The sequence below is a fragment of the Fictibacillus enclensis genome (assembly GCF_001457035.1).
In the GTDB taxonomy this organism is placed as follows: domain Bacteria; phylum Bacillota; class Bacilli; order Bacillales; family Fictibacillaceae; genus Fictibacillus_C; species Fictibacillus_C enclensis.
In genome coordinates this window covers 120,480-144,160 of the sequence record NZ_KQ758620.1, presented here as the reverse complement: position 1 = coordinate 144,160, position 23,681 = coordinate 120,480, and the positions used below count along the sequence as shown (strand labels likewise).

Here is a 23,681-nt window from a genome sequence, read left to right as displayed (position 1 = left end):
GATAAGAAAGAGGTGGCTGCTGCTCAGCCACCCTTTACACAGGATAATATTTCTTCTCAGGGCGGCCGACGATGCCATAAACAACTTCAGTCCTTAGCTCATTGACCGACGACATGTATTCCAGGTAACGCCGCGCGGTAATCCTTGAGGCGCCAATGGCATTTCCGACTTCCTCGGCGGACATGCCGCTTTGCTGCGTCTCCAGCACGGCTTTCACCTTTTTTAGTGTAATTTCATCGATGCCTTTTGGGTAGCCAGTTCCTTTTTTGCTCTGTTCCTGTTTGGATTTTTCGAAAATCCGGTCTACAATATCCTGGTTTACTGAGCCGTTTACGGACAGAAGCGCATGCTTTTTAATAAAGCTCTGAATCACTTCTTCAAAGCGTTCCTGAGTGACAGGCTTGATCAAATAATTGTCTACTCCATAGGCGAGCGCTTTCTCAAGGATTTCTTTGTCGGTGGCAGCGGTAATCATAATAATGGTGATTCTGGGAAAACGCTCACGGATAACAGGAAGCAGCTCGGAACCCAGCATATCCGGCAAATAGACATCAAGTAAAAGCAAATCTGGATTTGTGTCCTTCAGCAATTGAAGGGTATTTTCTCCGGTCAGCGCCTTTCCCACAACGCGAATTTCGCTGAATTTCTGTAAAAACTTTTCATGAATACCGGCAATCCGAAAATCATCTTCTGCGATGGCTGCCTTGATCAATTTCATCAGCTCCCCTGGTTGTTCTTTGGAAGGTACACTGTAAATACCGTGCCGTTTTCCGGCTGGCTGTGTACCTCGATAATCCCATTCAATTCTTTTACTGCTTCATCAGCATTAGCCAGGCCATATCCCCGCGGCTTGCTTCCCGTTTTCGAGGTATAGCCCCGGTTAAAAAGCTGAGGGATTTCCTTTTCTCCGATGCCTGTTCCATTATCCTCGACTTCAAAAATGATATCGCTGCCAATATCGGTGACAAACAGCTTTACAGCAGGAGATTCCATACCCGACACAGCGTCAAAGGCATTGTCGATAATATTTCCGAGGATAACAATCAAATTGGACAGTTTGATATGCTGCGGCAGCACTTCTAGCGTACTGTCTGGCGCGATTTCGAACTGGATTTTCTTTTCGGACGCTTTTGCGAGTTTGCCCAAAAGAATGGCTTGTACTTTTGTATCTTGTATTTGCCTGAAAACGACGGAATGCTGCAGCTGAAGTAATGTGGTTTCATTTTTGATCATATCAATCGCCTCTTCATATTCTCCAAGCTGAAGAAGACCATACAGAACATAAAGCTTATTTGTATATTCATGGGTTTGTGAACGCAGATCATCAGAATACTGTTTCACTTCAGAAAGTGTATTGACCATCTGTTCGATCTCGGTTTTGTCACGGAAAGAAGCTACAACCCCGGTAATTTCACCGCTTTCATTCCGAAGCGGCGTACAGTTCACGATCACTGTTTGGCCCTTCCAGTACATTTCCTTGTCAGGCTCCGGGCTGCCGTGCTGCATGACTTCATAAAGATAATCCGACGGAAAAAGCCCGTCCACTTTCATATTTCGGACAGAACCTTCAATGTTGAGAAGCCTTTTTGCCGGCTGGTTCATGTTGGTGATTCGCCCATCCTTTTTAATTGCAAGAATCCCTTCTTTTACCGAATGGTAGACAGCATTTTTTTCCTTGTAGAGAGCTGCAATCTCATAAGGCTCCAGCCCCATTGTGTCTTTTCGGATGTTCCGGGATAACATGAAGCTTCCAATAATCGAAACGATAAGTGCAAGAAAGGAGACGACTAGTACCTTTTGCAAATTGTTCGTAATCTGTTCGTTGATATCCTCCAATAAAAAACCTACCGATACAAGGCCGATAATCTCGCCCTGTTTGTTATATATCGGAGCCTTTCCTCTTAATGAAGGTCCAAGTGACCCTTTTGCTCTTGAAACATAATACTTTCCCTGTAGAGCCCTTTTATTGTCGCCGCCCTTCATTTTCTTGCCGATTTCGGACGGCACGGGATGGGAATACCGGATGCCTTGCCGGTTTCCTACAACAATAAATTCAGCGCCGGTCGACTTGCGGATTTTTTCCGCAAGGGGCTGTATCGTTTTAGCGGGATCATCTGTATCGAACGCCTCGATTACCGAGGGCATGAAGGAAATGGATTTTGCCAGTTCAAGGGCCAGCCTTCCTCTATTCTCTTCAATCTGGTTGCTTTCTTTATAACTAAAATAGCCGGTCAGCAGGACGATCAAAAAGAATCCAAATAAGAGCACCAGTCCGAGGATTTTGATCTGCAGCGATACTTTTACGGCTTTCAGGCGGCATCCCTCCTCTGTATCTTCTACTATTACTATACGCCAACAGTCTTGCTGTCATCAAATGGAGTGTTGGAGGGAAGGCAGACTGCATAGAGGGTGCACAGGTACTGCAATACCTGCGGAAATGGTGGATTTACCCGTCATTTTTTGAGAAATACGCGCCACCATTTCAGACAAAATACACGCCGGAACCAGATTATGTAAATTGAGCCGGGCAACAGAACATATCAAAAAAACCGGCTCTCGTGGAAGAGCCGGTTTTCAAGTTTACAGCTTAAATGAACTTTTCAGGGAAACGATACGGTTGAACACAAGCTTTTCATGGGTCGTGTGCTTCGGATCGACATTGAAATAGCCGTGGCGGAAGAACTGGAATTTGTCCTGCGGTTTGGCGTCTTTCATGTTTGGTTCGATAAAGCCTTGTTGGATGGTTAACGAATCTTCGTTGACAAAATCGATGAACGTTTTGTCTTCACTTTCGTCAGCGGCCTTAAGGTCCTCATCACGAATCAGTGGCTCATACAGACGAAACTCAGCAGGAAGAGCTTGTGTGGCTTCCACCCAGTGCAGCGTTCCTTTAACTTTACGGCCGGTAAATCCGGTGCCGCTTTTTGTTTCCGGATCGTACGTGCAGCGCAGCTCCACGACTTCACCGTTTTCGTCCTTGATCACTTCTTCGCATTTAATGAAGTAAGCATGCTTCAAACGCACTTCATTGCCTGGGAAAAGGCGGAAATATTTCTTAGGCGGGTTCTCCATAAAGTCCTCGCGTTCCACGTAAATCTCACGGGAGAACGGAATTTGGCGAGTTCCCATCTCAGGGTTTTCCGGATTAATCTCCGCATCAAGCATTTCAACCTGTCCTTCCGGATAGTTGGTGATGACAACTTTAAGCGGATCCAGCACGCCCATCGTACGCGGTGCCTTCAACTTTAAATCTTCACGTACAAAATGTTCGAGCATGGCCTCATCTACTGCACCGGAGCCTTTCGAAACACCGGTTGCCTGCACGAACTCACGAATCGCTTCAGGAGTATAGCCTTTGCGGCGCAGTCCGGAAATGGTCGGCATGCGGGGGTCGTCCCAGCCGTCCACATAGCCTTCCTCAACCAGTTGTTTCAGCTTTCGTTTGCTCATCACCGTGTTTTCGATGTTCAGGCGGCCGAACTCGATTTGCTGAGGCTTGCTTGGCATTTCGCACTCTTCAACAACCCAGTTGTACAGCGGGCGCTGTTCTTCAAACTCGGTCGTACAAAGAGAATGCGTCACCCCTTCAATCGCATCTTCAATCGGATGTGCGAATGCATACATCGGGTAGATGCACCACGTGTCCCCTGTATTATGATGAGTGGCATGGGATACACGGTAGATGACAGGGTCCCTCATGTTGATGTTGCCGGAAGACATATCGATCTTGGCGCGGAGCACCTTTTCACCGTTTTGGAATTCGCCCTTGCGCATGCGATCGAACAGGTCAAGGTTTTCTTCGACTGCACGGTTGCGGTACGGGCTGTCTTTTCCAGGTTCAGTCAATGTCCCGCGGTACTCACGGATCTCCTCAATGGAAAGGTCATCCACATACGCTTTTCCTTTTTTGATCAATAGGACGGCGCGTTTGTACATTTCCTCGAAATAATCGGAAGCATAGCGGAGGTTCTCCCATTCGTAGCCAAGCCATGCGACGTCATTTTTAATGGAGTCCACATACTCCTGATCTTCCTTTAAAGGGTTTGTATCGTCAAAACGAAGATTGGTTTGTCCGTTGAACTCATCTGCGATTCCAAAATTGATCACAATGGATTTGGCATGCCCGATATGCAGGTATCCGTTCGGTTCCGGAGGGAATCGGGTGACAACGGTATCTCGTTTTCCGGACTCCAGATCCTCTTTAATGATGCTTCTTATAAAATTGGAGTTTTCTTCCATCCCGTATCAGCCTTTCTATTAACATTTCTATCCGTACATTATATCACTCACAGCAAGGAAACAAAATTCCCGTTGGTTACCTTAGCTATTATAAACAAAAAAACAGCTTAACTCCTCATCCATTCTATGTTTTTTTTTTATTTTTATAAAAAAATTTAAGTGAAGGCAGGAAAAATGAAGTGGAAGAAATACGCTAGACTGTACATATTGAATGAGGTAAAATATTTTCAGAATATTGTTTTTCTTTACAATGTTTAAATATTGTAGGGGATGTTCTTTATAAAAAGAGGGGGATGGAAACATGAAGAAGAGGAAATTGGCAGGGATCTTACTTTCTCTATCATTATCCGCAGGAGTGATGGCGGGCTGCGGTGCGGCATCGACAGGAGGTTCTGGGGGCAAGGAGACCATCAAAGTAGGAGCCAACCTTGAACTATCAGGTGGCGTAGCGTCCTATGGACAGTCGATTGCCGAAGGGCTTCAGCTTGGATTGGACGAGCTGAACAAAAAGGGAATTGACGGAAAGAAAATTAAACTGGTCAAAGTAGATAATAAATCAGAGGCGGCAGAAGCGACAAGCGGATCGCTTAAACTCGTCAGCCAGGATAAGGTGGCGGCTGTTATCGGGGCTGCGACGAGCACCAATACACTTGCACAGGTGCAAATTGCCCAGAGCAACAAAGTACCTTTAATCACACCAACAGGAACGAACCCGGAAATTACAAATAAAGGCGGCAAGGTTAATGATTATGTCTTCCGGACATGCTTTATTGATCCGTTCCAGGGAACAGTGGCGGCAAACTTTGCGACAGACAAGCTGAAAACGAAAAAAGCGGCTGTCTTTATCGACAGTGCGAGCGACTATTCCAAGGGGCTTGCGTCCGCGTTCAAATCTGCCTATAAGAAAAATGGCGGATCCATTGTGGCCGAGGAAGCCTATGTGGCAAAAGATACTGATTTCCGTGCGACGCTTACCCGCCTGAAAGCAGCCAAGCCAGATTTCATCTTCCTGCCTGGCTATTATGAAGAAGTAGGCTTGATCATCAAGCAAGCGCGTGAAATCGGCATTGAGGCGCCGTTCATGGGCGGAGATGGCTGGGATTCTCCGAAACTTGTAGAAATTGCCGGTCCAAAAGCGCTGAACAATACGTATATCACCAACCACTATTCTTCAGGAGATCCGGATAAGAAGATCCAGGATTTCGTCAGTGCCTTTAAGAAAAAATACAAAGGAAAATCACCGGATGCCTTTAGTGCGCTGGGCTATGATACGGCATACTACCTTGCAGACGCCATTAAGCGTTCAGGTGATGCAAGCCCTGAAAAAATCGCAAAAGCACTTGCCAAAACAAAAGATCTTTCTCTTGTTTCCGGAAAACTGACGCTGGATAAAAACCACGATCCGATCAAATCGGCGTCCATTCTTGAATACAAAGACGGCAAGCAGGAGTTTAATACAAAGATTAATCCATAAGAGCAAGTTGGAATAGGGGGCTCCGTCCCCCTATTCTCCGTTTTAAGCTTTTATACAATAAAGTGATGCAAGTGTGCAGTGTGAAAAAATATGATTTCTCAAGGAGAGACTGAGATGGAATTGATTCAACAGCTGGTGAACGGAATCTCACTTGGCAGTATTTACGCCCTGATTGCCTTGGGTTATACAATGGTTTATGGAATCGTCAAGCTTATCAATTTTGCGCATGGCGATGTGTTTATGGTTGGTTCATTTGTTGGCTTTTATTCGATTACAGTGCTTCATCTGCCATTCATAGTTTCATTGATTCTTTCCATGGCCGTATGCGCCGTATTTGGCGTGCTGATCGAGCGCATCGCCTATAAACCGCTGCGAAATGCGACAAGGATTGCAGCGCTGATCACAGCCATCGGGGTTTCGCTCTTGATTGAATACGGATTTATCTATGTGCGCGGTGCGCAGCCGGAAGCGTATCCGGGAGATGTGCTGCCAGAGCATGCGATTCATATTTTTGGAGCTAAGATTAACAGCCAGTCGCTTTTAATTCTTGGTGTATCCGTTGCCCTGATGATTATTCTTCAATTTATCGTACATAAAACAAAAATCGGGAAAGCGATGCGTGCGGTATCTTTTGATGCAGAGGCTGCACGGCTGATGGGCATCAACGTGGACCGCACCATTTCCGCCACCTTTGCTATCGGATCGGCGCTTGCCGGTGCTGCAGGCGTTGCTTTCGGAGTTTACTATATTAAGATTGAGCCTCTAATGGGTGTCATTCCTGGTCTTAAAGCCTTCGTTGCGGCGGTGCTTGGCGGCATTGGAATCATTCCTGGGGCGATGGTAGGGGGATTGCTGCTCGGTGTTATTGAGTCACTGGTCAGTGCTTTTGGGTATTCCTTATGGCGCGACGGTGCAGCCTTTATTGTTCTTATTTTAATTCTTATTTTTCTTCCTTCAGGACTGTTTGGAAAGTACAAAAGAGAAAAGGTATAGGAGGGAACAGGAATGGCGATTTTTAAACAGGCGAAATTCTTTTGGGCATCGATTGTTGTCTCCCTCGTACTCTTTGCGGTTGTACAGTTTTTGATAACTGGGGGAATGTTGAACCTCTTTTATGTGAATACACTGGTCTTTATTGCGATTAATATTATTCTTGCTGTTTCACTGCATTTGATTATTGGCATTACCGGGCAGTTTTCGATCGGGCATGCCGGCTTCCTTGCCGTAGGGGCGTATGCCTCCGGAATCATTACGATGAAGCTGGAGCTGCCCTTCGTTACAGCACTGATCATTGGCGGCCTTGTGGCTGCACTCGCAGGTTTTATTATCGGGTTTCCGTCCTTGAGGCTGAAAGGAGATTACCTGGCCATTGCGACCCTTGGATTTGGGGAAATCGTTCGTATCTTGTTTTTAAACTTGGATTATGTCGGCGGCGCAAGTGGGATGCAGGTTAATCATTTGACCACATGGCCGTGGGTGTTCGGCTGCATGCTTGTTGCCATCCTGGTCATCGTCAATTTCACCAACTCCACTCATGGGAGGGCGTGCATCTCCATCAGGGAGGATGAAACCGCAGCTGACGCGATGGGGATCAACACCACCTACTATAAAGTAACTGCTTTTGTGATTGGTGCTTTTTTCGCCGGTGTGGCCGGAGGATTGTATGCGCACAATTTCTATATTATTCAGCCGTCCAACTTCGGCTTCTTGAAGTCATTTGATATTTTGATATTTGTTGTGCTTGGCGGGCTGGGCTCTCTGTCAGGATCGGTCATTTCCGCCATTCTGTTAACTGTCATCTCCACATTCCTTCAGGATTATCCTGAAACGAGGATGATCATCTACAGCCTTGTTCTTATTGTTGTCATGCTGTACCGTCCTCAAGGCTTGATGGGAACGAAAGAGATCACCTCTGTTTTCAGCAGAGGCCAGAAATTAAAAGGAGGGAAGAAGGATGGAAAAGGACAAACCGTTGCTTAAAGTGGAGAACGTCGGAATCCGCTTCGGGGGCCTCCGGGCAGTCTCCGATGTGAACATTGAACTGTATCCCGGCGAGATGGCGGGCTTAATCGGGCCGAACGGTGCGGGGAAAACCACCTTCTTTAACATGCTGACAGGGGTATATGTGCCGACGGAAGGACAGATTGTTCTGAACGGTAAAAAGCTGAATAACCTGCCTCCGTATAAGATTACGAGGAACGGCATCAGCCGTACGTTTCAAAACATCCGTTTATTCGGTGAGCTTTCCGTGATCGATAATGTTAAAGTGGCTTATCATTCTCAGGCAAAGCATACACTGTTCAGTTCCATCCTTCGTCTGCCGCCCCATTTTGCGGGTGAGCATGAAATGGAAGAGAGGGCAACGGAGTTTTTAAAGATTTTCAGCCTCGACCGGTTCAAGAACGAGAAAGCCAAAAACCTGCCGTATGGACAGCAAAGGCGGCTTGAAATCGCGCGGGCGCTAGCCGCGAATCCAAAGCTCCTGCTGCTTGATGAACCTGCCGCCGGAATGAATCCGCATGAAACCAGAGAGCTCATGAACCTGATTGCCTTTATCCGGGAGCGGTTTGATCTTACCGTTCTTTTGATTGAACATGACATGCCGCTTGTCATGGGGGTGTGTGAACGCATCTTCGTTCTTGATCACGGACAGCTGATTGCAGAAGGCACGCCGGCTGAAATCAAGAACAATCCGAAAGTCATCGAGGCATATTTGGGCGAGGAGGTTTCGTAATGCTGAAAGTGGAAAACATTAATGTATACTACGGTAACATTCAGGCGCTCGACGGGATTTCCCTCGAAATTCTAGAAGGGGAGATCGTGACCTTGATCGGGGCAAACGGAGCGGGAAAGAGCACGTTGCTAAAAACCGTTTCCGGCCTGTTAAAGCCCAAGCAGGGCAATGTCATATACGAAGGCAAAACCATCAACGGTAAGGCCGCACAAACCATCGTAAAGCAGGGGATTTCCCACGTACCCGAGGGAAGAAGAGTATTTGCCAACATGACAGTGGAAGAGAACCTGCAGCTCGGAGCTTTCCTTCGCAAGGATAAAGAAGGAATCAAGCAGGATCTTGAACGGGTATACGAGCTGTTTCCGCGTCTTCTCGAGCGGCTGAAACAACAGGCAGGAACGTTGTCAGGGGGAGAACAGCAAATGCTCGCTATGGGCCGTGCCTTAATGGCGAAGCCGCGATTGCTGCTGCTGGATGAGCCATCGATGGGGCTTGCACCGCTCCTGGTCAAAACCATCTTCCGCATCATTGAAGAAATCAACAAAGCGGGAACCACAATTCTCTTAGTGGAGCAAAATGCGAATTTGGCGCTTTCCATCGCCAACCGGGCATACGTCGTGGAAACAGGAAGGATTGTCCTTTCTGGTGATGCGGCAGAACTGACCTCAAGCGAGCAAGTGAAAATGGCATATCTGGGCGGTCATTAGGCCACTTATTGAACAGACCGGTTCCTTGTGAACCGGTCTCATCGTGCTTACCAGCAACCGGAGCGGGCAAACATTACCCCCTTTTCTTGTGCGGCACGCAGTTGTAACGTTATAATTCACAAAAAAGCTTTTTTGGCAGAGAGGAGGACGAAATGAAATATTGGTTATACCGGCTGGCGGCATCGGACCCGGGCAGAAAACGGCTCCGTACAGCGAGTAAAGTAACACTGAGTGTAATCAGCTCAGTAGGGGTTATGCTGTTGATCGTTTTAAACGCTGGCGGCCAGGTTACCGCTGCGATTTTTGCGGGATTAATCGGAATGATGGGGATTCTGGTGGTGAATGATGATACCGAAAAAGAGAAGAAGGCAACGACACTGCTCATTGGAATTTCCAGTGCGTTCTCTGTAGGTTTTGGCTCCTTACTGGCAAAATGGGGCTTTGCAGCTGACTTTTTTCTTCTGCTAGTTGTCTTCCTTGCACTGTATCTGCAGCGGTTTGGCAGCCGGTACTTTTCCATTTGCATGATCGCTTTCATGTCCTTTTACTTTGTTACCCTGTTAAAGGTCGGCTTTCCCCAGGTTCCATGGCTTCTGCTATCGATCCTGACCGGAATCACCTTTGCCTATTTATATAATTTCATCCTGATTAAGGACAATCCGGATGAAGTGCTGAAACGGTCGATGGACTCTTTTCATATTCAGGCCAATTTAACACTGTATCTTGTCAGTGATATTGTTAGGGATATCAATCTTGAAAAGAAGAGGCTCGCCAATTTGGACCGCAATGTACAAAAGCTTGGAGATTACGCACGGGTGGTGTCGAATGAGCTGGGTTCTACCGATCCTGGATGCATCTGGCCGGGACTGAGTACAACTCAAATGCGTTTGTATATCTTTGATACCGCCATGCTGATGGAAACTCTGTCTCCGACCATCCGCCGGTTAAAAGAACACCATGCCCTGCAAAACACAGCTATTCGTGCCGCGCTCTTGCAGGTCATTCAATCCATCCGTGAGGCAGAAGTTCTCAACACCAATCAGATGCACCACCTGGAAAATGCAGCGGCGAGTGTGCAGTCATTGCGCAGTCTGCTCAGAACACTGAAACCGGATGAAACGAACCGGGAATGGCTTTATCTGATCCGGAGGCTGGAGTCGATTGCCAACCATATCATTGATGGTGCATTCGAGCTTCAGCAGTCCCTGCAGCAGGAGAATAAACAAAACAATCCGGATACGGGCAAAGAGAATGATGATGAAGAGGAAAAGAAGAATGAAGAGGAGACAGGACTTCGGCCCACAACAAAAAAAGCGATCCAGGCCATCATCGCTGGAGGGTTAGCCATTTTGGCAGGGCACCTTTATTCACCTGCACATCAATATTGGATACTGCTTTCGTGCTTTGTTGTCCTTCTTGGGACTGAAACGGTGGGAGGTACGCTTGTTAAGGCCCTGCAGCGGAGTGTGGGTACCTTTTTGGGGGCGATTGCAGGCTTTCTGATTGCCCTTTTATTAACAGGCATACAAGAAGTTGTCGTACTTTTCTTATGTGTTTTCATGGCCTTTTATTTGCTTCCGATTTCGTACACATTGATGATGTTCTGGATTACAATGCTTTTGGCTTTGATGTACGATATCCTACTTGGAGGCATTACCGAACAGGTGATGGCTGCACGTGTGATCGATACCATTGCAGGAGTGGGACTGGGTTTTATTGTATCAGCTCTTATTTTTCCACAGAAAACGAGAGATAAAGTTACTACCTCAACCACTGATTACCTGGATGCCTTAAAAGAGTACGTGAACCGCTATATCGATCGTTTTAACAAAGAGCAAACTGACTATAACCTGGCAGATCACGCCCTGGAGCTTGATCAGAAGCTTCAAACACTGATTACAGATGCAAGTCCGTTGTACAGGGGATGGTTCGGACGTACCGGTCTTCAACAGCAGTTAACTGTATTAACTGCAGCAAACTTCTATGCCAAGCAGCTTGTGGCTTCTTCAACAAGAAAGAGCCTGCTGAATACGAACAGCCAGTTTGAAGAGCTGCTGGATCATGTTCAACGCTCGCTGTCTGGCAATATCGAAGCGCTTAGCTCAGCTGTCAAAGGGGAAAGCCAGGTCCGTATTGTCGATTTGGAAAAAGAGCGTGAGCAGCTCGAACGAATTCCCGAAGAGTCCAAATCCAGCGAACAGGATATGATCAATCATCTTCGTCTACTTCATAACATCCACTATGTTTGGAGAATTAATGAGTCGATCGTTTATTTGGCCAAACAGCTTGGGGCCGAATCTGAAAAAAGTGATCAGAACGCAGCAGGAGAGCGCGGGGCTGCACAATTGTAACAGGTCTTCTGGCCGGAACCCCGTTCAGGGGGATACTTAACGTTGCAGTATTGGCATGTCCGATACTGCTTTTTTCGCGCACGGATGGTTGCCACCAGTGTGTTTAAAATTCTTTCCTGGCGTTCTGTTGCAGTTGACGACTCCAGGACATGCCACTCAATCAGGTGGCGTTCGACAGGAACCGGTGGTGAACCGGAGGGGTTTTCAGACACGGAATGATAACCGATTCTAAGGCCTTCCTCTTTGCGGCAAATAAAAAAGGTCGGGTTCTGTTCACAAAAACCTTCAATAGTAAACAAAAAAACATTCCCTTCCGCCGGCTTCTCCAACGTGTCTATTTGCTCCCGCTGCATGAGGCGGGACAGCCAGCGGACAGCCTGCGCCTTGGAAGATTTCATACGCACGATCCTCTCATTATAGTTTAATAGAACGAAAGAACTAGAAAGTTATCAAACAATTTCGACACATCGAATCAAATTTCCTTTGTTTTGAAAAGTTGTCCTTATTTTATTTTTAAGGTCTTTTAATACTGAAGGAAGGGAGTAAAGAGAGTTTAAAGAAAGATACATTAATACATAGTAAAAGGAGTCTGGTTATGAATATTATCGATTTTCATTGTGACGCATTGTTAAAGTTATATGAATCAAAAGGCACGTTAAGCTTCGCCTCAGCACCTCAACTGGAAACAAACAAGGAGAGGCTGAAGCAGGGAAAGGTAAAAATCCAATGCTTTGCCATTTTTATTGAGCCCGAAATTCCTTCTGATCAAAAATATCAGGCGGCACTGGGGCAGGTCGATTTGTTTTACAGTGAGGTATTAAGGAAAAATCCGGAGATGAAACATATTCGCAGCTGGGAAGACTTTGATCTTCTCAAGGATGGGGAAATCGGGGCAATGCTTACGCTTGAAGGAGTGGATGCCATTGGTAATGACCTGTCCAAACTGCATATTCTTCATCAGTTGGGCGTAATGTCTGTGGGATTAACCTGGAATACAGCGAACCTGGCGGCTGACGGGGCTGGTGAGCCGCGAGGAGGCGGCTTAACACTGTTTGGGAAGGAGGTCGTCAGGTTCCTCAATCAGCATCAAATGTTAACCGATGTTTCCCACTTAAGTGAGATGGCTTTTTGGGATGTTATGGAGACCGCAGACTATCCTTTTGCGAGCCATTCCAATTCCAAAGAGATTTGTAATCATCCCCGTAATTTGACGGATGATCAGGCAACATCGATGTTTGAAAGGGGCGGTACGATCCACATGGTGTATAATCCGCCGTTCATTAACACAGATCAGTATACAGCCACTATACCGGATTTGATCAGGCATATTGACCGTTTCTGTTCACTCGGAGGCGTTAAACAAATTGGGCTTGGTTCGGACTTTGACGGAATATCCACGTTTATTACCGATTTGGAGAACGCTGCTAAAAGTCAAAATCTGATTAACGAATTGTTGAAGCATTACAGTGAGGAGCAGGTGCGAGGGTTTGCCTTTGACAACTTTATGAATCACCGTCCGCCTTTAAGAGAAGCGCGAAAATAGGTTTATGCAGGAAACAGGCGCAGAATAAACGAAATGGTAGGAGAACGAATCCTTTAAATGGAAGGTGATTCTATGGAAGAACGTGCAGTGCAGTATCCAGTGCTGAAAGAAGGGGAGCCATTTTATTTTGAGGGGAGCCAGGTGGGAATCCTGGTGATTCATGGGTTCACCGGGTCCACTCAGAGCATGCGTCCATTGGGCGAGGCATACGCAGAAAAAGGGTATACGGTCTGCGGTCCAAGACTGAAGGGGCATGGGACCCACTACGAGGACATGGAGCAGACGACATACCAGGACTGGATTGCTTCAGTTGAGGAAGGCTATGCCTGGTTAAAGGAACGCTGTGACACCATTTTTGTGACCGGCCTTTCGATGGGAGGAACGCTGACCCTTTATCTGGCTGAAAGATATCCCGACATAAAAGGAATTATTCCCATCAATGCGGCAGTGGATATCCCCAGTATGGAAGAGATGAATACCGCACAGGAACCACGGTTTCTCGATGCCATCGGCTCGGATATTAAAAAACCGGATGTAAAAGAACTTTCATATGAACGAACACCCCTGCAGTCGGTTAAGGAAATACTGAAGCTCATGGATGAGGTCAGAAACAGGCTGGATCGTGTAACCTGTCCTGCATTAATTTTTGTTTCGGAAACCGACCATGTGGTTCCTCCACTGAATTCCCAGCTGATTTTGGAACAAATTTCTTCGGAAGAAAAGACGTTGCAATATATGCCCGACAGCTATCACGTTGCAACCCTTGATCATGATCAAGGAATGATTATTGAAAAAACGCTGGAGTTTCTGGAAAACCAGTTATCCTAAATGAAAAGGAAAAAAGACCGTGTGATATGGGAAATCCGGATTCCATCGGAAGCGTGGTTTATATGAACAGTTACCTTGGATCGCATACTAACACGCAAGGCCGGACAGATATGTCAGGCTTCTCTTATAAAGATGCCCGTTTCTATGAGTTTAGCTGTCGGGAAATTCCTGACAGCTTTTTTGTGTGAGATTGGATATTTAATCATAAAAAACAAAGGAATAGGCTAAAAAAACGGCCAAAAGGGGGAACAGTAAGTATTAGGATCGAAAAAGGATGGCTAAAAGGAGACGCCGGCAAGATGATATCGTTGTGAGGAGAGATGAATGACAAGCTGTTTGAACACATATCTTTAGACGACGGCAGCAACTGATAAAAATTGGAGGGAACGTTGAAGTGCTTACTTTAATAAAAAATGGTGAAGTTTACAGCCCCAACCACCTCGGGCATAAGGATATTCTTCTCACGGGCAGCAAGATTGGATATATACGAAAACAGATTGATGAGCCGGAGGGATTTGTACCCATTCTGGAAATCGATGCAACTGATAAACTGATCGTTCCTGGCTTCATTGATTCGCATGTTCATATTACTGGAGGAGGTGGGGAAGGCGGATTCCGGACCCGTACACCTGAGCTGATGCTTACGGATGCTACTACTTCAGGAATTACGACGATGATTGGGCTTCTTGGCACAGACGGAACGACAAGAACATTGGAGAATCTTCTGGCTAAAGCGCACGCGCTGGAGGAAGAAGGGATTACAACATTTATACATTCAGGTTCGTACCAGCTTCCCGTACGGACCATCACCGGAAAAATAGAAGAGGATATCATCTTTATTGAAAAAATTATCGGTGTTGGTGAAATTGCCATTTCAGACCATCGTTCATCCGTGCCGACCTATGAGGAATTGGTCAAAATCGCAACGGCTGCCCGTAATGGTGGATTGTTGACTGGAAAGGCGGGTATTCTGGAGGTTCATATCGGAAGTGGAGAGTCAAGACTGAAACCGATTGAGGAACTCATTGAACGTACGAATATTCCCATTATGCACTTTCATCTTACTCATATTAACCGTACAGAAGATCTTTTCCACGACGGTGTACAATACGCCAAAAACGGAGGATTTGTCGACTTCACTACGAGTACCATTCCGAAATTTCTTGAAGAAGGGGAAGTAAAGTGCAGTAAAGGGTTGAAGACCATGCTGGATCAAGGAGTTCCGATTGGCAATATTACCTTTTCATCGGATGGGCAGGCCAGTCTGCCCATATTTAATGATGATGGGGAGTTTAAAGGCCTGCAGGTTGGGAAAGTATCCTCGCTGTTTGAGGAAGTCAGAGATGCTGTGTTAAAGGAGGGAGTTACTCTCGAAGACGCTTTAAAAGTTATTACCTGTAACCCTGCCCAAGTGCTGAAGCTGAACAACAAAGGATATATTCATGAAAAGAAAGATGCTGATCTTGTCCTGTTGAAGAAAGATACCTTGGAAATTGATACGGTTATTGCTAAAGGCAGGATTATGGTTAAAGAGGGAGCCCCTGTTATAAAGGGAACTTTTCAATAACGCATTACTGGAAAAAGGGTTCTGTCGGGAAAAACTGACAGAACCCTTCAATATTTCCCTGAAATCTATATTATTCCCTCGGAAATAATCGAAACCCATGGAGTATTTCCCAGGGTGACTTAGTAATACCGAAACATAAAGTTCCTCTGATGTGGACATTTGTTCTTTCTGTATGGAAAAACTTCTTGCATCTTGTTTCAAAACGCGCAATAATAAGAACTAAATTTTACCGGATAAATTCCAACAGTAGGGGATGTTAACAATGAAAGTAGTAAAGTTCGGCGGTTCATCTTTGTCATGTGCGGAACAGCTAGCAAAGGTTTTTCAAATCGTGGTTTCCGATCCGGAGCGAAAAGCTGTGGTGGTATCAGCACCAGGAAAGCGGGATGCAGAGGACACCAAAGTGACGGATCTTTTAATAGAATGTGCCGCTTCCTATTTACAGGGAAAAGAAGATAATGAGGCGTTTGAAGCCATAGTTGGCCGTTATGAAAGCATTGCCAAAGAACTTCAGCTGCCAAGAGAGGTCGTGGAAGGCATTCGTGCCAGCCTTCTGCAGCTGTTAAACAGTGATCGCAGCAACCCGCAGAAGTATATGGATGCTGTGAAGGCAAGTGGAGAAGATAATAATGCCAAGCTTATCGCTGCCTATTTTCAGTTCAAAGGAGTAGAGGCCTCGTATGTGAATCCGAAAGATGCAGGCTTGCTCGTCACAGACGAGCCGGGAAATGCACAGCCGTTGCCCGAAACCTATGAGTCTCTTTACCGGCTGAGAGAACATGCCGGTATCGTGATCTTTCCAGGATTTTTCGGATTTAATGAGGAAGGGGAAATTGTGACTTTCTCACGCAGCGGTTCGGACATAACAGGATCGATCCTCGCCAGCGGGATGAGAGCCGATGTTTATGAGAACTTTACGGATGTGGATGCCGTCTATTCCGTCAATCCAAACATCATTCGCCAGCCAAAGGAAATCATTGAAATTACGTACAGGGAAATGCGGGAGCTTTCGTATGCAGGGTTCTCGGTCTTCCATGATGAAGCGCTTATGCCAGCTTTCAGGGCGGGGATTCCTGTTAATGTGAAAAATACAAACCAGCCTGATAAGCCCGGCACAATGATTGTGAAGGAGCGTAAGCTTACAAATGGGCCTGTGATCGGGATCGCCAGTGATGATGGCTTTTCAAGCATCTATGTCAGCAAGTATTTATTAAACAGGGAAATTGGATTTGGCCGCCGGCTTCTCAATATATTGGAAGACTTTCATTTGTCTTTTGAACATATGCCATCAGGGATTGATGACATCTCCATTATTTTAAGGCAGCAACAACTGAGCGAATCCGTCGAAGAGCAAATTGTTCAGCGTATAAAAGAAGAACTCCATGCTGATGACGTGAAAGTGCAAAGAGACCTTGCACTGATCATGATGGTTGGAGAAGGAATGAGAGAAACGGTCGGAACGGCAGCAAGGGCTTCAACCGCACTGGCGAGAGCCGGTGTCAACATAGAGATGATCAATCAGGGTTCATCTGAGGTCAGCATGATGTTTGGTGTAAAAGCCGGGGATGAAAGAAAAGCGGTTCAGGCAATGTACGAAGAATTTTTTGCAGGAGTGACGGTTTAATAGATTCAAAAAAAGAACAAAACATGAGCTGTTTTGTCCTTTTTATGTCCAAAGCTGGGGCTTGGCTACCATGAACCAAAGCATGAAGAGCATCAGCGCCAGGTAAATCCAAATGGTTCTTTTCAGCTTCGATGTAAGTTCGGCCCGTTGTTCTTCAGGGTCTTTAAATCTTCGGATCGTTGGGGAAAAGGCTCTTGCCAAAAAATACAGAGAACAAATTAGTATGACAATAGTGGTGAGCAGCCAGGAGGTGGTCCATGAACGTTTCGTGATCCACACAAGGAGCACACCGGTAACCACGAGTACGTGGCCCGCATGCTTTGCCAGCCGAACGGCAGCTCTAAACGTATCCAGATATGCCTCCTCATGACCAGGACCTGCGACCTTTAATTTCTTCAGTAAAGGCAGAAGAATGAAAAAAGGGCCGACCGACAGAATGACACTAAATATATGAAGATATAACAAAAAGGGATAAGCCAGATTCATTTAATGCTGTTATTCCTCTTCGACGGCCCTGAATTCATGAACCCATACCTTCATATGAGGAAGCCAGGGCATACCGGGATGAATGGATAGAATGGAATTCTTATAGCCTTCTACATCATCAAATCCTTCTTGTCGGGCATGTTCATCTGTTAATTCACCCAACGACTGGGAATAGACCTTTTCAACAATAAATTTTGCGCCGTTAAGTTCCATAATTTCTCCCACATCGGCATAGCGTCCGTTTCGGCGGGTCGCTGTTTTTTGGCCCGCAAGCACTTTCTCCACGTCCTGTGGAAGGGTGACCAGTCGCTCAATGCTGCATGTTTTTGGCGGCAGGCTGTTATTTTCAGTTTGATGGGTCATTTTTGTTCCTCCTGATTTTGCACGATTTCTTTTACTCTTCCGACTTGTCCATCTTCCAGCCGAACCTTTATTCCGTGTGGATGATGGGCGGAATTTGTCAGAATGTCTTTTACCTTACCTCTTGTGAGCTTCCCGCTTCTTTGGTCCTTCTTTAAAACGATATTCACATCCAGACCCGGAGTGATGTTTTGGCGGCTTTGGCCATTCATTGTGGGGTGCTCCTTTCCTCCAGCCTTATTTCTTCAAACTTTTGCTGTCTTTATCAGTATAGCATTCCCGCAAAAGAGAAAAAGGTTGAAAAAATTCTATTCTATATTAAAATAAAGCATGGATAAGAGAAAGAACGCTGTTATCTGGAGATTTGCACAAAATGAAGGTTTTCTTAGTCTTTAAATTAAATAGTTGGCGGTAATGAACTAGACATAGATGAGCTGGACTTGAGCCAAATAGAAACAGATATCCTCTGTTTCTATTTGGTTTTTTTAATTTTGTGAATGAAGGGCGGTTAGAATGGAAAAAACTCAAATCAACAATCTTCAAATCAAGCTTGGGAGTATGATAGGAAAAATGCTCCGGGATCGTTTTGGAAAAGGCCCTGAATCGATTTATGTTACAATCACCCCTTCATTTGTTGCTGTTGTAATCAAAAACTTCCTTTCTCCATTAGAACAGATGCTGTTGAACAAGGGAAAGGAATCGTTTGTATATCATGCGCGTGACATCATCATGGATGAGCTCCTGCCTGAAATCAGAGAACAGTTTTATTTGATGACTGGGCAGCAGCTTGTGGGAGACTTTTACTGTGACTGGAACCTGCAGAAGAAAAGCGGGTTGCTTCTTGCTGAGATCCCAGGAAACGAGCCGCTTTGGAACTCAGACGAAGTATTACAGTCGATAAATAATGTAGTAGATGAAATCAGTGAAACCGCTCAAAAAAGGCCGCTTCATATATCTTCCGTATTTTTATCGAACCGGCTGCTCCTGGTTAGACGTGAAGGGGTTCTCACACGAATAGAAAATGAACTGATACAAGATGGGTTTGTTAAAGAACTGTTCATGACAAAAAAGAAGCTGGAAAAGAATCTTTTAGAAGCTGAGATCAGCAGATTGGAAGAGATCCTTACAAAAAGAATCTCCGATATTTTTGTTGAATGGAACTTTTTACAGGACAAAAGTTATATTTTGATTGCTCTATCGGCAAAATAAGAGTAGTTGCCGGACGACGTTTATGTATTTCTTACTGGGGAATTAGAAATAATAGTTCACATAATTAGGAAAGCAAGGATAAAAGAAAGGATGCTTTTATCTTAAAAAGAATGTAGGTGTTAGGCCATATGTCTATAGAAGTGCAAATTTCGAGTTACATTGGTAAACTGTTACGGGATAATTTTGGGAAAGGGCCAGAGTCCGCCTACGTTACCATTGAGCACCCTTTCATATTGATTCACATCCGAAATTTTATTTCGCCAATGGAAAACGCCCTTCTGAAACAGGGAAAAGAATCAACGGTCGAAGAAACACGAGAGACCATGCTGTCTAGCCTGGTTCCGGAAATACAAGCCTATATCCTGGCTTTAACGGAAACGGAATATGAAAAATTTTATTACGACTGGAATACAGCCAATCAGTCCATGATGATAGCCGGGGTGGCGAAGGACAACTATCTCTCACAAGATGATCAAAACTATAAAAAAAAGAATGAAGTCGAAAAGAAAATCAACGAAATCAGCCAGCTTGTTCAAAAATGGCCGGAACGAACGGTAAGCTGGATGATTAATGACAGAGTATTGGTTAGTATCAGAAAAGGCATCCTGGTCAGCATAGAAAAAGAAATGATTCAAAAAGGATATGCAAAGCCTTTAAGGGTTACCAAACGAATTTTGGAGAAAAAGTCTTTTATCAACGATGGGATCGATACGATTCTGGGAAAAAAACTGACAGATGTCTTTTGCGATTGGGACTTTGATTCAGATACCGGTCTCCTTGTTTTTTACTTTTCACCAAATTAACAGGCGAAAAAAATAAAGAGCGGAAAGAAGGCAGTTTTAAACTGTTTTTCTTTCCGCTCTTTATTTTTTTGGAAAAAGGTTCAAATAATTTTAAAAATTCCAGCAGCGAGGTATGATTAAGCTAGTGAAACTTACATATTGTGCTTTTTTATAGAAGATCTGGAGGGTGATGCACTCTTGAAAGTGATTCGAATTTTAAAACCTTACCGAATTCAAATTGCGGTAGCATTGCTATTGATGCTGGTTGAACTGGCGGTTGAGCTTCTGCAGCCGCTTTTGATAGCGAAGGTGATTGATAATGGAATAATAAAAAGGGATCTTGATATTGTCATGCTATGGGGAAGTGTAATGGTCGGCATTTCGCTTTGTGCCTTTATTGCTGGCATCATCAACTCCTTTTACGCCTCCCATGTCAGCCAGAATTACGGATATGATATCCGTAAAATCCTGTTTACAAAGATTCAAGCCTTCTCTTTCGCCAACTTCAGCTCTTTTCCCACTTCCTCTCTTATTACGAGAATGACCAATGACGTCACGCAGCTGCAGAATACCGTCTTTATGAGCCTCAGGGTGATGCTCCGGGCGCCCCTCTTGGTAGTGGGCGGTTTGGTGATGTCCTTTGTTGTTAATCCCGAGCTGGCGCTATTTCTGGCAGTGGCCGTTCCCGTTTTGTTTGTTTTCTTGCTGTGGGTTTTAAAAAAGGGAGGAACCCTGTTCAAGTTTGTCCAGGGCTATCTGGATAAAGTGAATGGCGTGATGCGGGAAAATCTCGCGGGCATCCGGATAATCAAAGCTTTTTTAAGAAGCAGGCATGAGGTAAAACGTTTTACAGCCGCTAACACCAAACTAAAGGATCAGACGGTTTATGCCTTGCGGCTGATGGAAGCCACCAATCCGATCTTGCTGCTGGTCATGAACATTGCCATTATGTGCGTTCTGTGGTTTGGAAGCGTACAGATCAGCACTGGGAGTGCCCAGGTAGGGGATTTAGTGGCCATCATTAATTACAGTACAAGAATTACCTCCACTTTCTCCATCTTTTCCTGGATTATCATGGCGTTCTCCCGGGCGAAGGCTTCGGCCAACCGGATCACGGATGTACTGGATACAGAGATTGATCTTGTGAATCGCTCAGAATCAGAAATCATTGCTCCCGCTATAAAAGGAAAAATTGAATTTCAGGACGTAGCTTTCCGTTATCCCGGAACTCAAAAAAAGGTGCTTGAACATATTTCCTTTACTGCAGAAGCCGGACAGACGGTGGCGGTGATGGGAGCGACGGGATCAGGGAAATCTTCGCTGTTTCAGCTCATTCCGCGGCTGTATGATGTGGAGGAAGGAAAGATTTTGCTGGATGGTGCGGATATCAGCCGTATGAAGCTGGAATCCTTGAGAAATGCGATTGGTCTTGTTCCACAAGAGTCGCTGTTATTCACCGGAACTGTAGCGGAAAATATCGCCTGGGGCAAAGAAAATGCAACGCACGACGAAATTAAGACGGCGGCAGAGCATGCGCAGATTGCCGATACCATTGCCAAACTGCCAGAGCAGTACCGCACCAGGCTGGGGCAAAAGGGAGTAAATCTTTCTGGCGGACAAAAGCAGCGTTTGTCGATCGCCAGGGCATTGGTAAGACATCCAAAAATCCTTTTGCTGGATGACAGCACAAGTGCACTGGACTTAAAGACAGAGAGGAAGCTGCTGGAGGCGCTCCATCACTATCCTTCAACCCTTTTAATTATTACCCAAAAGATTGCTACAGCCATGGAGGCTGATAAAATTCTGTTAATAGACAACGGAAGGCTTTTAATGGAAGGCAAACATGAAGACCTGCTGCTGCGTTCAAGACTCTATCAGCAAATCTTTGAATCGCAGTTTGGAGAGGAGACGTTGAAGCATGCTCAAGGATTTGATTGAGCCGTTCCGCCATAAAAGGGAAGTCGTCCAGGAAGTATTGGAAAAGGAACCCCCGGCCAAAAAGAAAGTAGAAAAAGCGAAGGACTGGCAAGGGACACTGCGGCAGATTTGGATTTACCTTGCCAGAGAGAAGGGGCGATTATGGCTCGTTTTGCTGATGGTTGTTCTCAGTTCTGTATTCGGGCTGCTGGGGCCTTTCATGATCGGTAAAGCGATTGACAACTACATCATCACCCGGGATAACAGCGGGCTTTTGCGTCTGCTGGCCGGATTGCTTGGTGTTTATGTTCTAAACTCTGTTGCACTCTGGTTTCAGAATTATTGGATGATCGGAATTGCACAAAATACAGTGTTCTCCATGAGGACGCAGTTGTTTCGCCACCTGCACAAACTTCCGATTCCTTTTTTTGATAAACGCCAATATGGGGAAATCATGAGCCGGGTCATCAATGATATAGAAAATGTAAGCTCGACGCTGAATTCATCGGTGATTCAAATTATCTCAAGTGTGCTGACGCTGTTTGGAACAATCGGGTTTATGCTATGGCTGAGTCCGCTTCTGACTGCCGTAACCCTCGTCATTGTTCCGGTCATGTTTCTCGGTATGCGCTGGATCACGAAACGAACGGGAAAGCTGTTCAAACTGCAGCAAAGAAATTTGGGAGAACTGAATGGCTTTATTGAAGAAACCATTTCAGGGCAGCGCATCGTTAAAGCTTTTTCTCAGGAAGACCGGGTGATTGCAGAACTGCTGAAAAAGAATGATAAACTGAAAGAATCGGGTTTCTGGGCCCAAACCTATTCAGGCTTTATTCCCAAACTGATGAACGTGCTCAATAATATCAGCTTTGCATTAATTGCCGGAGCAGGCGGGTTTTTGGCGCTCAAAGGGCTGGTTACAATCGGTACCATTGTGATTTTTGCCGAGTATTCCCGCCAGTTTACACGGCCGCTGAACGATTTATCCAACCAATTTAATACCCTTTTATCCGCAGTCGCTGGTGCAGAGCGTGTATTTGAAATTCTTGAAGAAGAGGAAGAAGAAAAGGATGAGGAAGGCCATAAAGAACTTGGAGAAGTAAGGGGAGAAATTGAATTTGTGGATGTTTCCTTTTCTTATGAAGAAGGTGGAAATACGGTCAGCCAAATCTCGTTTCATGCAGCACCTGGCGAATCAGTCGCCCTGGTCGGTCCTACGGGAGCGGGGAAAACAACGATTATCAATCTGCTGTCCCGCTTTTATGATACGGATAGTGGAACCATCCTGCTGGATGGGCGGGATATTAAAAGCATTAAACGGGAAGCACTCCGTGCCCAAATGGGGTTTGTTTTACAGGATCCGTTTTTATTTGAAGGTACGATTATGGAAAACATACGCTACGGACGGCTGGAAGCACGTGATGAAGAGGTTGTGAAGGCGGCAAAAGAAGCAAATGCCCACTCGTTTATCACGAAACTTCCCAATGGTTATGATACAGTTATCGAACAGGACGGCAGCGGAATCAGCCAAGGGCAAAAGCAGCTCCTCAGTATCGCGAGGGCCATTCTTGCCAATCCTGTTATCCTTGTGCTGGACGAAGCGACCAGCAGTATTGACACCATCACAGAAATGAAGATCCAGGAGGCATTACAGCGCCTGATGAAGGGCAAGACCAGCTTTATCATCGCACACCGACTCAACACGATACAAAAAGCTGATCAAATCCTTGTTCTAAATGACGGAGGGATTTTGGAAAAGGGCTCTCATCAGCAGCTATTAAAGGAAAACGGCTACTACTCGGAGCTTTATCACAGCCAGCTTCAAAAAGAAATAGGATAACTGTTCACCCGGTCGCTTCT

General features: G+C 45.5%; 21 protein-coding genes. 14 read left to right on the top strand and 7 right to left on the bottom strand.

Annotated elements, in window-relative coordinates; all coding sequences use genetic code 11:
* Positions 1 to 34: 34 nt before the first annotated feature.
* From AS030_RS18705 to AS030_RS18695, 3 genes are all read right to left on the bottom strand, one after another.
* Positions 35 to 718, bottom strand: a complete 684-nt coding sequence (locus tag AS030_RS18705) for a response regulator (protein ID WP_061974504.1) — start codon at positions 716 to 718, stop codon at positions 35 to 37.
* The gene (locus tag AS030_RS18700) at positions 718 to 2,247 is read right to left on the bottom strand and encodes an ATP-binding protein (protein ID WP_420889660.1); all 1,530 of its coding nucleotides are present in this window, start codon (positions 2,245 to 2,247) and stop codon (positions 718 to 720) included. Before AS030_RS18700 ends, AS030_RS18705 begins: the two co-directional genes overlap by 1 nt.
* A 333-nt stretch (positions 2,248 to 2,580) precedes the next feature.
* The gene (locus AS030_RS18695; protein ID WP_061974500.1) at positions 2,581 to 4,239 is read right to left on the bottom strand and encodes a glutamine--tRNA ligase/YqeY domain fusion protein; all 1,659 of its coding nucleotides are present in this window, start codon (positions 4,237 to 4,239) and stop codon (positions 2,581 to 2,583) included.
* A 301-nt stretch (positions 4,240 to 4,540) separates the two neighbouring features.
* Between AS030_RS18695 and AS030_RS18690 the strand changes: the two genes are divergently transcribed.
* The 6 genes from AS030_RS18690 to AS030_RS18665 all read left to right on the top strand — a co-directional run bounded on the left by AS030_RS18690 (position 4,541) and on the right by AS030_RS18665 (position 11,505).
* Positions 4,541 to 5,713, top strand: a complete 1,173-nt coding sequence (locus AS030_RS18690; protein ID WP_061974498.1) for an ABC transporter substrate-binding protein — start codon at positions 4,541 to 4,543, stop codon at positions 5,711 to 5,713.
* Between the two features lie 114 nt (positions 5,714 to 5,827).
* On the top strand, positions 5,828 to 6,706 hold the full coding sequence (locus tag AS030_RS18685; protein ID WP_061974496.1) for a branched-chain amino acid ABC transporter permease: 879 nt from the start codon (positions 5,828 to 5,830) through the stop codon (positions 6,704 to 6,706).
* 12 nt (positions 6,707 to 6,718) lie between these two features.
* Positions 6,719 to 7,693, top strand: coding sequence for a branched-chain amino acid ABC transporter permease (locus tag AS030_RS18680; RefSeq protein WP_061974494.1), 975 nt, complete (start codon positions 6,719 to 6,721; stop codon positions 7,691 to 7,693).
* Entirely contained in the window at positions 7,668 to 8,447 is a 780-nt protein-coding gene (locus AS030_RS18675; protein WP_061974492.1) for an ABC transporter ATP-binding protein, read from the top strand. The genes AS030_RS18680 and AS030_RS18675 overlap by 26 nt, the downstream gene beginning before the upstream one ends.
* Complete coding sequence (locus AS030_RS18670) at positions 8,447 to 9,154, top strand: ABC transporter ATP-binding protein (protein WP_061974490.1); 708 nt, start codon at positions 8,447 to 8,449, stop codon at positions 9,152 to 9,154. Before AS030_RS18675 ends, AS030_RS18670 begins: the two co-directional genes overlap by 1 nt.
* 152 nt (positions 9,155 to 9,306) lie before the next feature.
* Positions 9,307 to 11,505: an FUSC family protein gene (locus AS030_RS18665; RefSeq protein WP_061974488.1), complete on the top strand. Its 2,199-nt coding sequence runs from the start codon at positions 9,307 to 9,309 to the stop codon at positions 11,503 to 11,505.
* Here the strand turns inward: AS030_RS18665 and AS030_RS18660 are convergent.
* Positions 11,466 to 11,903, bottom strand: coding sequence for a hypothetical protein (locus AS030_RS18660; protein WP_061974486.1), 438 nt, complete (start codon positions 11,901 to 11,903; stop codon positions 11,466 to 11,468). The genes AS030_RS18665 and AS030_RS18660 overlap by 40 nt on opposite strands.
* 197 nt (positions 11,904 to 12,100) lie before the next feature.
* Between AS030_RS18660 and AS030_RS18655 the strand changes: the two genes are divergently transcribed.
* The 4 genes from AS030_RS18655 (at position 12,101) to AS030_RS18640 (ending at position 17,067) form a co-directional block, all read left to right on the top strand.
* Positions 12,101 to 13,048, top strand: a complete 948-nt coding sequence (locus AS030_RS18655; protein ID WP_061974484.1) for a dipeptidase — start codon at positions 12,101 to 12,103, stop codon at positions 13,046 to 13,048.
* 72 nt (positions 13,049 to 13,120) lie between these two features.
* Complete coding sequence (locus AS030_RS18650) at positions 13,121 to 13,876, top strand: alpha/beta hydrolase (RefSeq protein WP_061975039.1); 756 nt, start codon at positions 13,121 to 13,123, stop codon at positions 13,874 to 13,876.
* Between the two features lie 394 nt (positions 13,877 to 14,270).
* Positions 14,271 to 15,443 (top strand): beta-aspartyl-peptidase, encoded by a 1,173-nt coding sequence (gene iadA, locus AS030_RS18645; RefSeq protein WP_061974482.1) that lies wholly within the window; start codon positions 14,271 to 14,273, stop codon positions 15,441 to 15,443.
* Between the two features lie 262 nt (positions 15,444 to 15,705).
* Positions 15,706 to 17,067, top strand: coding sequence for an aspartate kinase (locus tag AS030_RS18640; RefSeq protein ID WP_061974480.1), 1,362 nt, complete (start codon positions 15,706 to 15,708; stop codon positions 17,065 to 17,067).
* 42 nt (positions 17,068 to 17,109) lie between these two features.
* Here the strand turns inward: AS030_RS18640 and AS030_RS18635 are convergent, their stop codons facing one another.
* Genes AS030_RS18635 through AS030_RS18625 form a run of 3 tightly spaced genes read right to left on the bottom strand, consistent with a single transcriptional unit; the run spans position 17,110 to position 18,125 of the window.
* The gene (locus tag AS030_RS18635; RefSeq protein ID WP_061974478.1) at positions 17,110 to 17,553 is read right to left on the bottom strand and encodes a hypothetical protein; all 444 of its coding nucleotides are present in this window, start codon (positions 17,551 to 17,553) and stop codon (positions 17,110 to 17,112) included.
* A 9-nt stretch (positions 17,554 to 17,562) separates the two neighbouring features.
* Positions 17,563 to 17,916, bottom strand: coding sequence for an ASCH domain-containing protein (locus AS030_RS18630; protein WP_061974476.1), 354 nt, complete (start codon positions 17,914 to 17,916; stop codon positions 17,563 to 17,565).
* On the bottom strand, positions 17,913 to 18,125 hold the full coding sequence (locus tag AS030_RS18625; RefSeq protein ID WP_061974474.1) for a YwbE family protein: 213 nt from the start codon (positions 18,123 to 18,125) through the stop codon (positions 17,913 to 17,915). Before AS030_RS18625 ends, AS030_RS18630 begins: the two co-directional genes overlap by 4 nt.
* A gap of 301 nt (positions 18,126 to 18,426) precedes the next feature.
* Here AS030_RS18625 and AS030_RS18620 point away from each other — a divergent pair, with 301 nt between their 5' ends.
* The 4 genes from AS030_RS18620 to AS030_RS18605 all read left to right on the top strand — a co-directional run bounded on the left by AS030_RS18620 (position 18,427) and on the right by AS030_RS18605 (position 23,661).
* Positions 18,427 to 19,122 (top strand): Na-translocating system protein MpsC family protein, encoded by a 696-nt coding sequence (locus AS030_RS18620; RefSeq protein WP_061974472.1) that lies wholly within the window; start codon positions 18,427 to 18,429, stop codon positions 19,120 to 19,122.
* Positions 19,123 to 19,250: 128 nt separating this feature from the next.
* Entirely contained in the window at positions 19,251 to 19,925 is a 675-nt protein-coding gene (locus tag AS030_RS18615) for a Na-translocating system protein MpsC family protein (RefSeq protein ID WP_061974470.1), read from the top strand.
* A 177-nt stretch (positions 19,926 to 20,102) separates the two neighbouring features.
* A complete protein-coding gene (locus tag AS030_RS18610; protein ID WP_276203872.1) occupies positions 20,103 to 21,842 on the top strand; it encodes an ABC transporter ATP-binding protein in 1,740 nt (579 codons plus the stop codon).
* Positions 21,823 to 23,661, top strand: coding sequence for an ABC transporter ATP-binding protein (locus AS030_RS18605; RefSeq protein WP_061974468.1), 1,839 nt, complete (start codon positions 21,823 to 21,825; stop codon positions 23,659 to 23,661). Before AS030_RS18610 ends, AS030_RS18605 begins: the two co-directional genes overlap by 20 nt.
* The last annotated feature ends 20 nt before the right edge of the window (positions 23,662 to 23,681 follow it).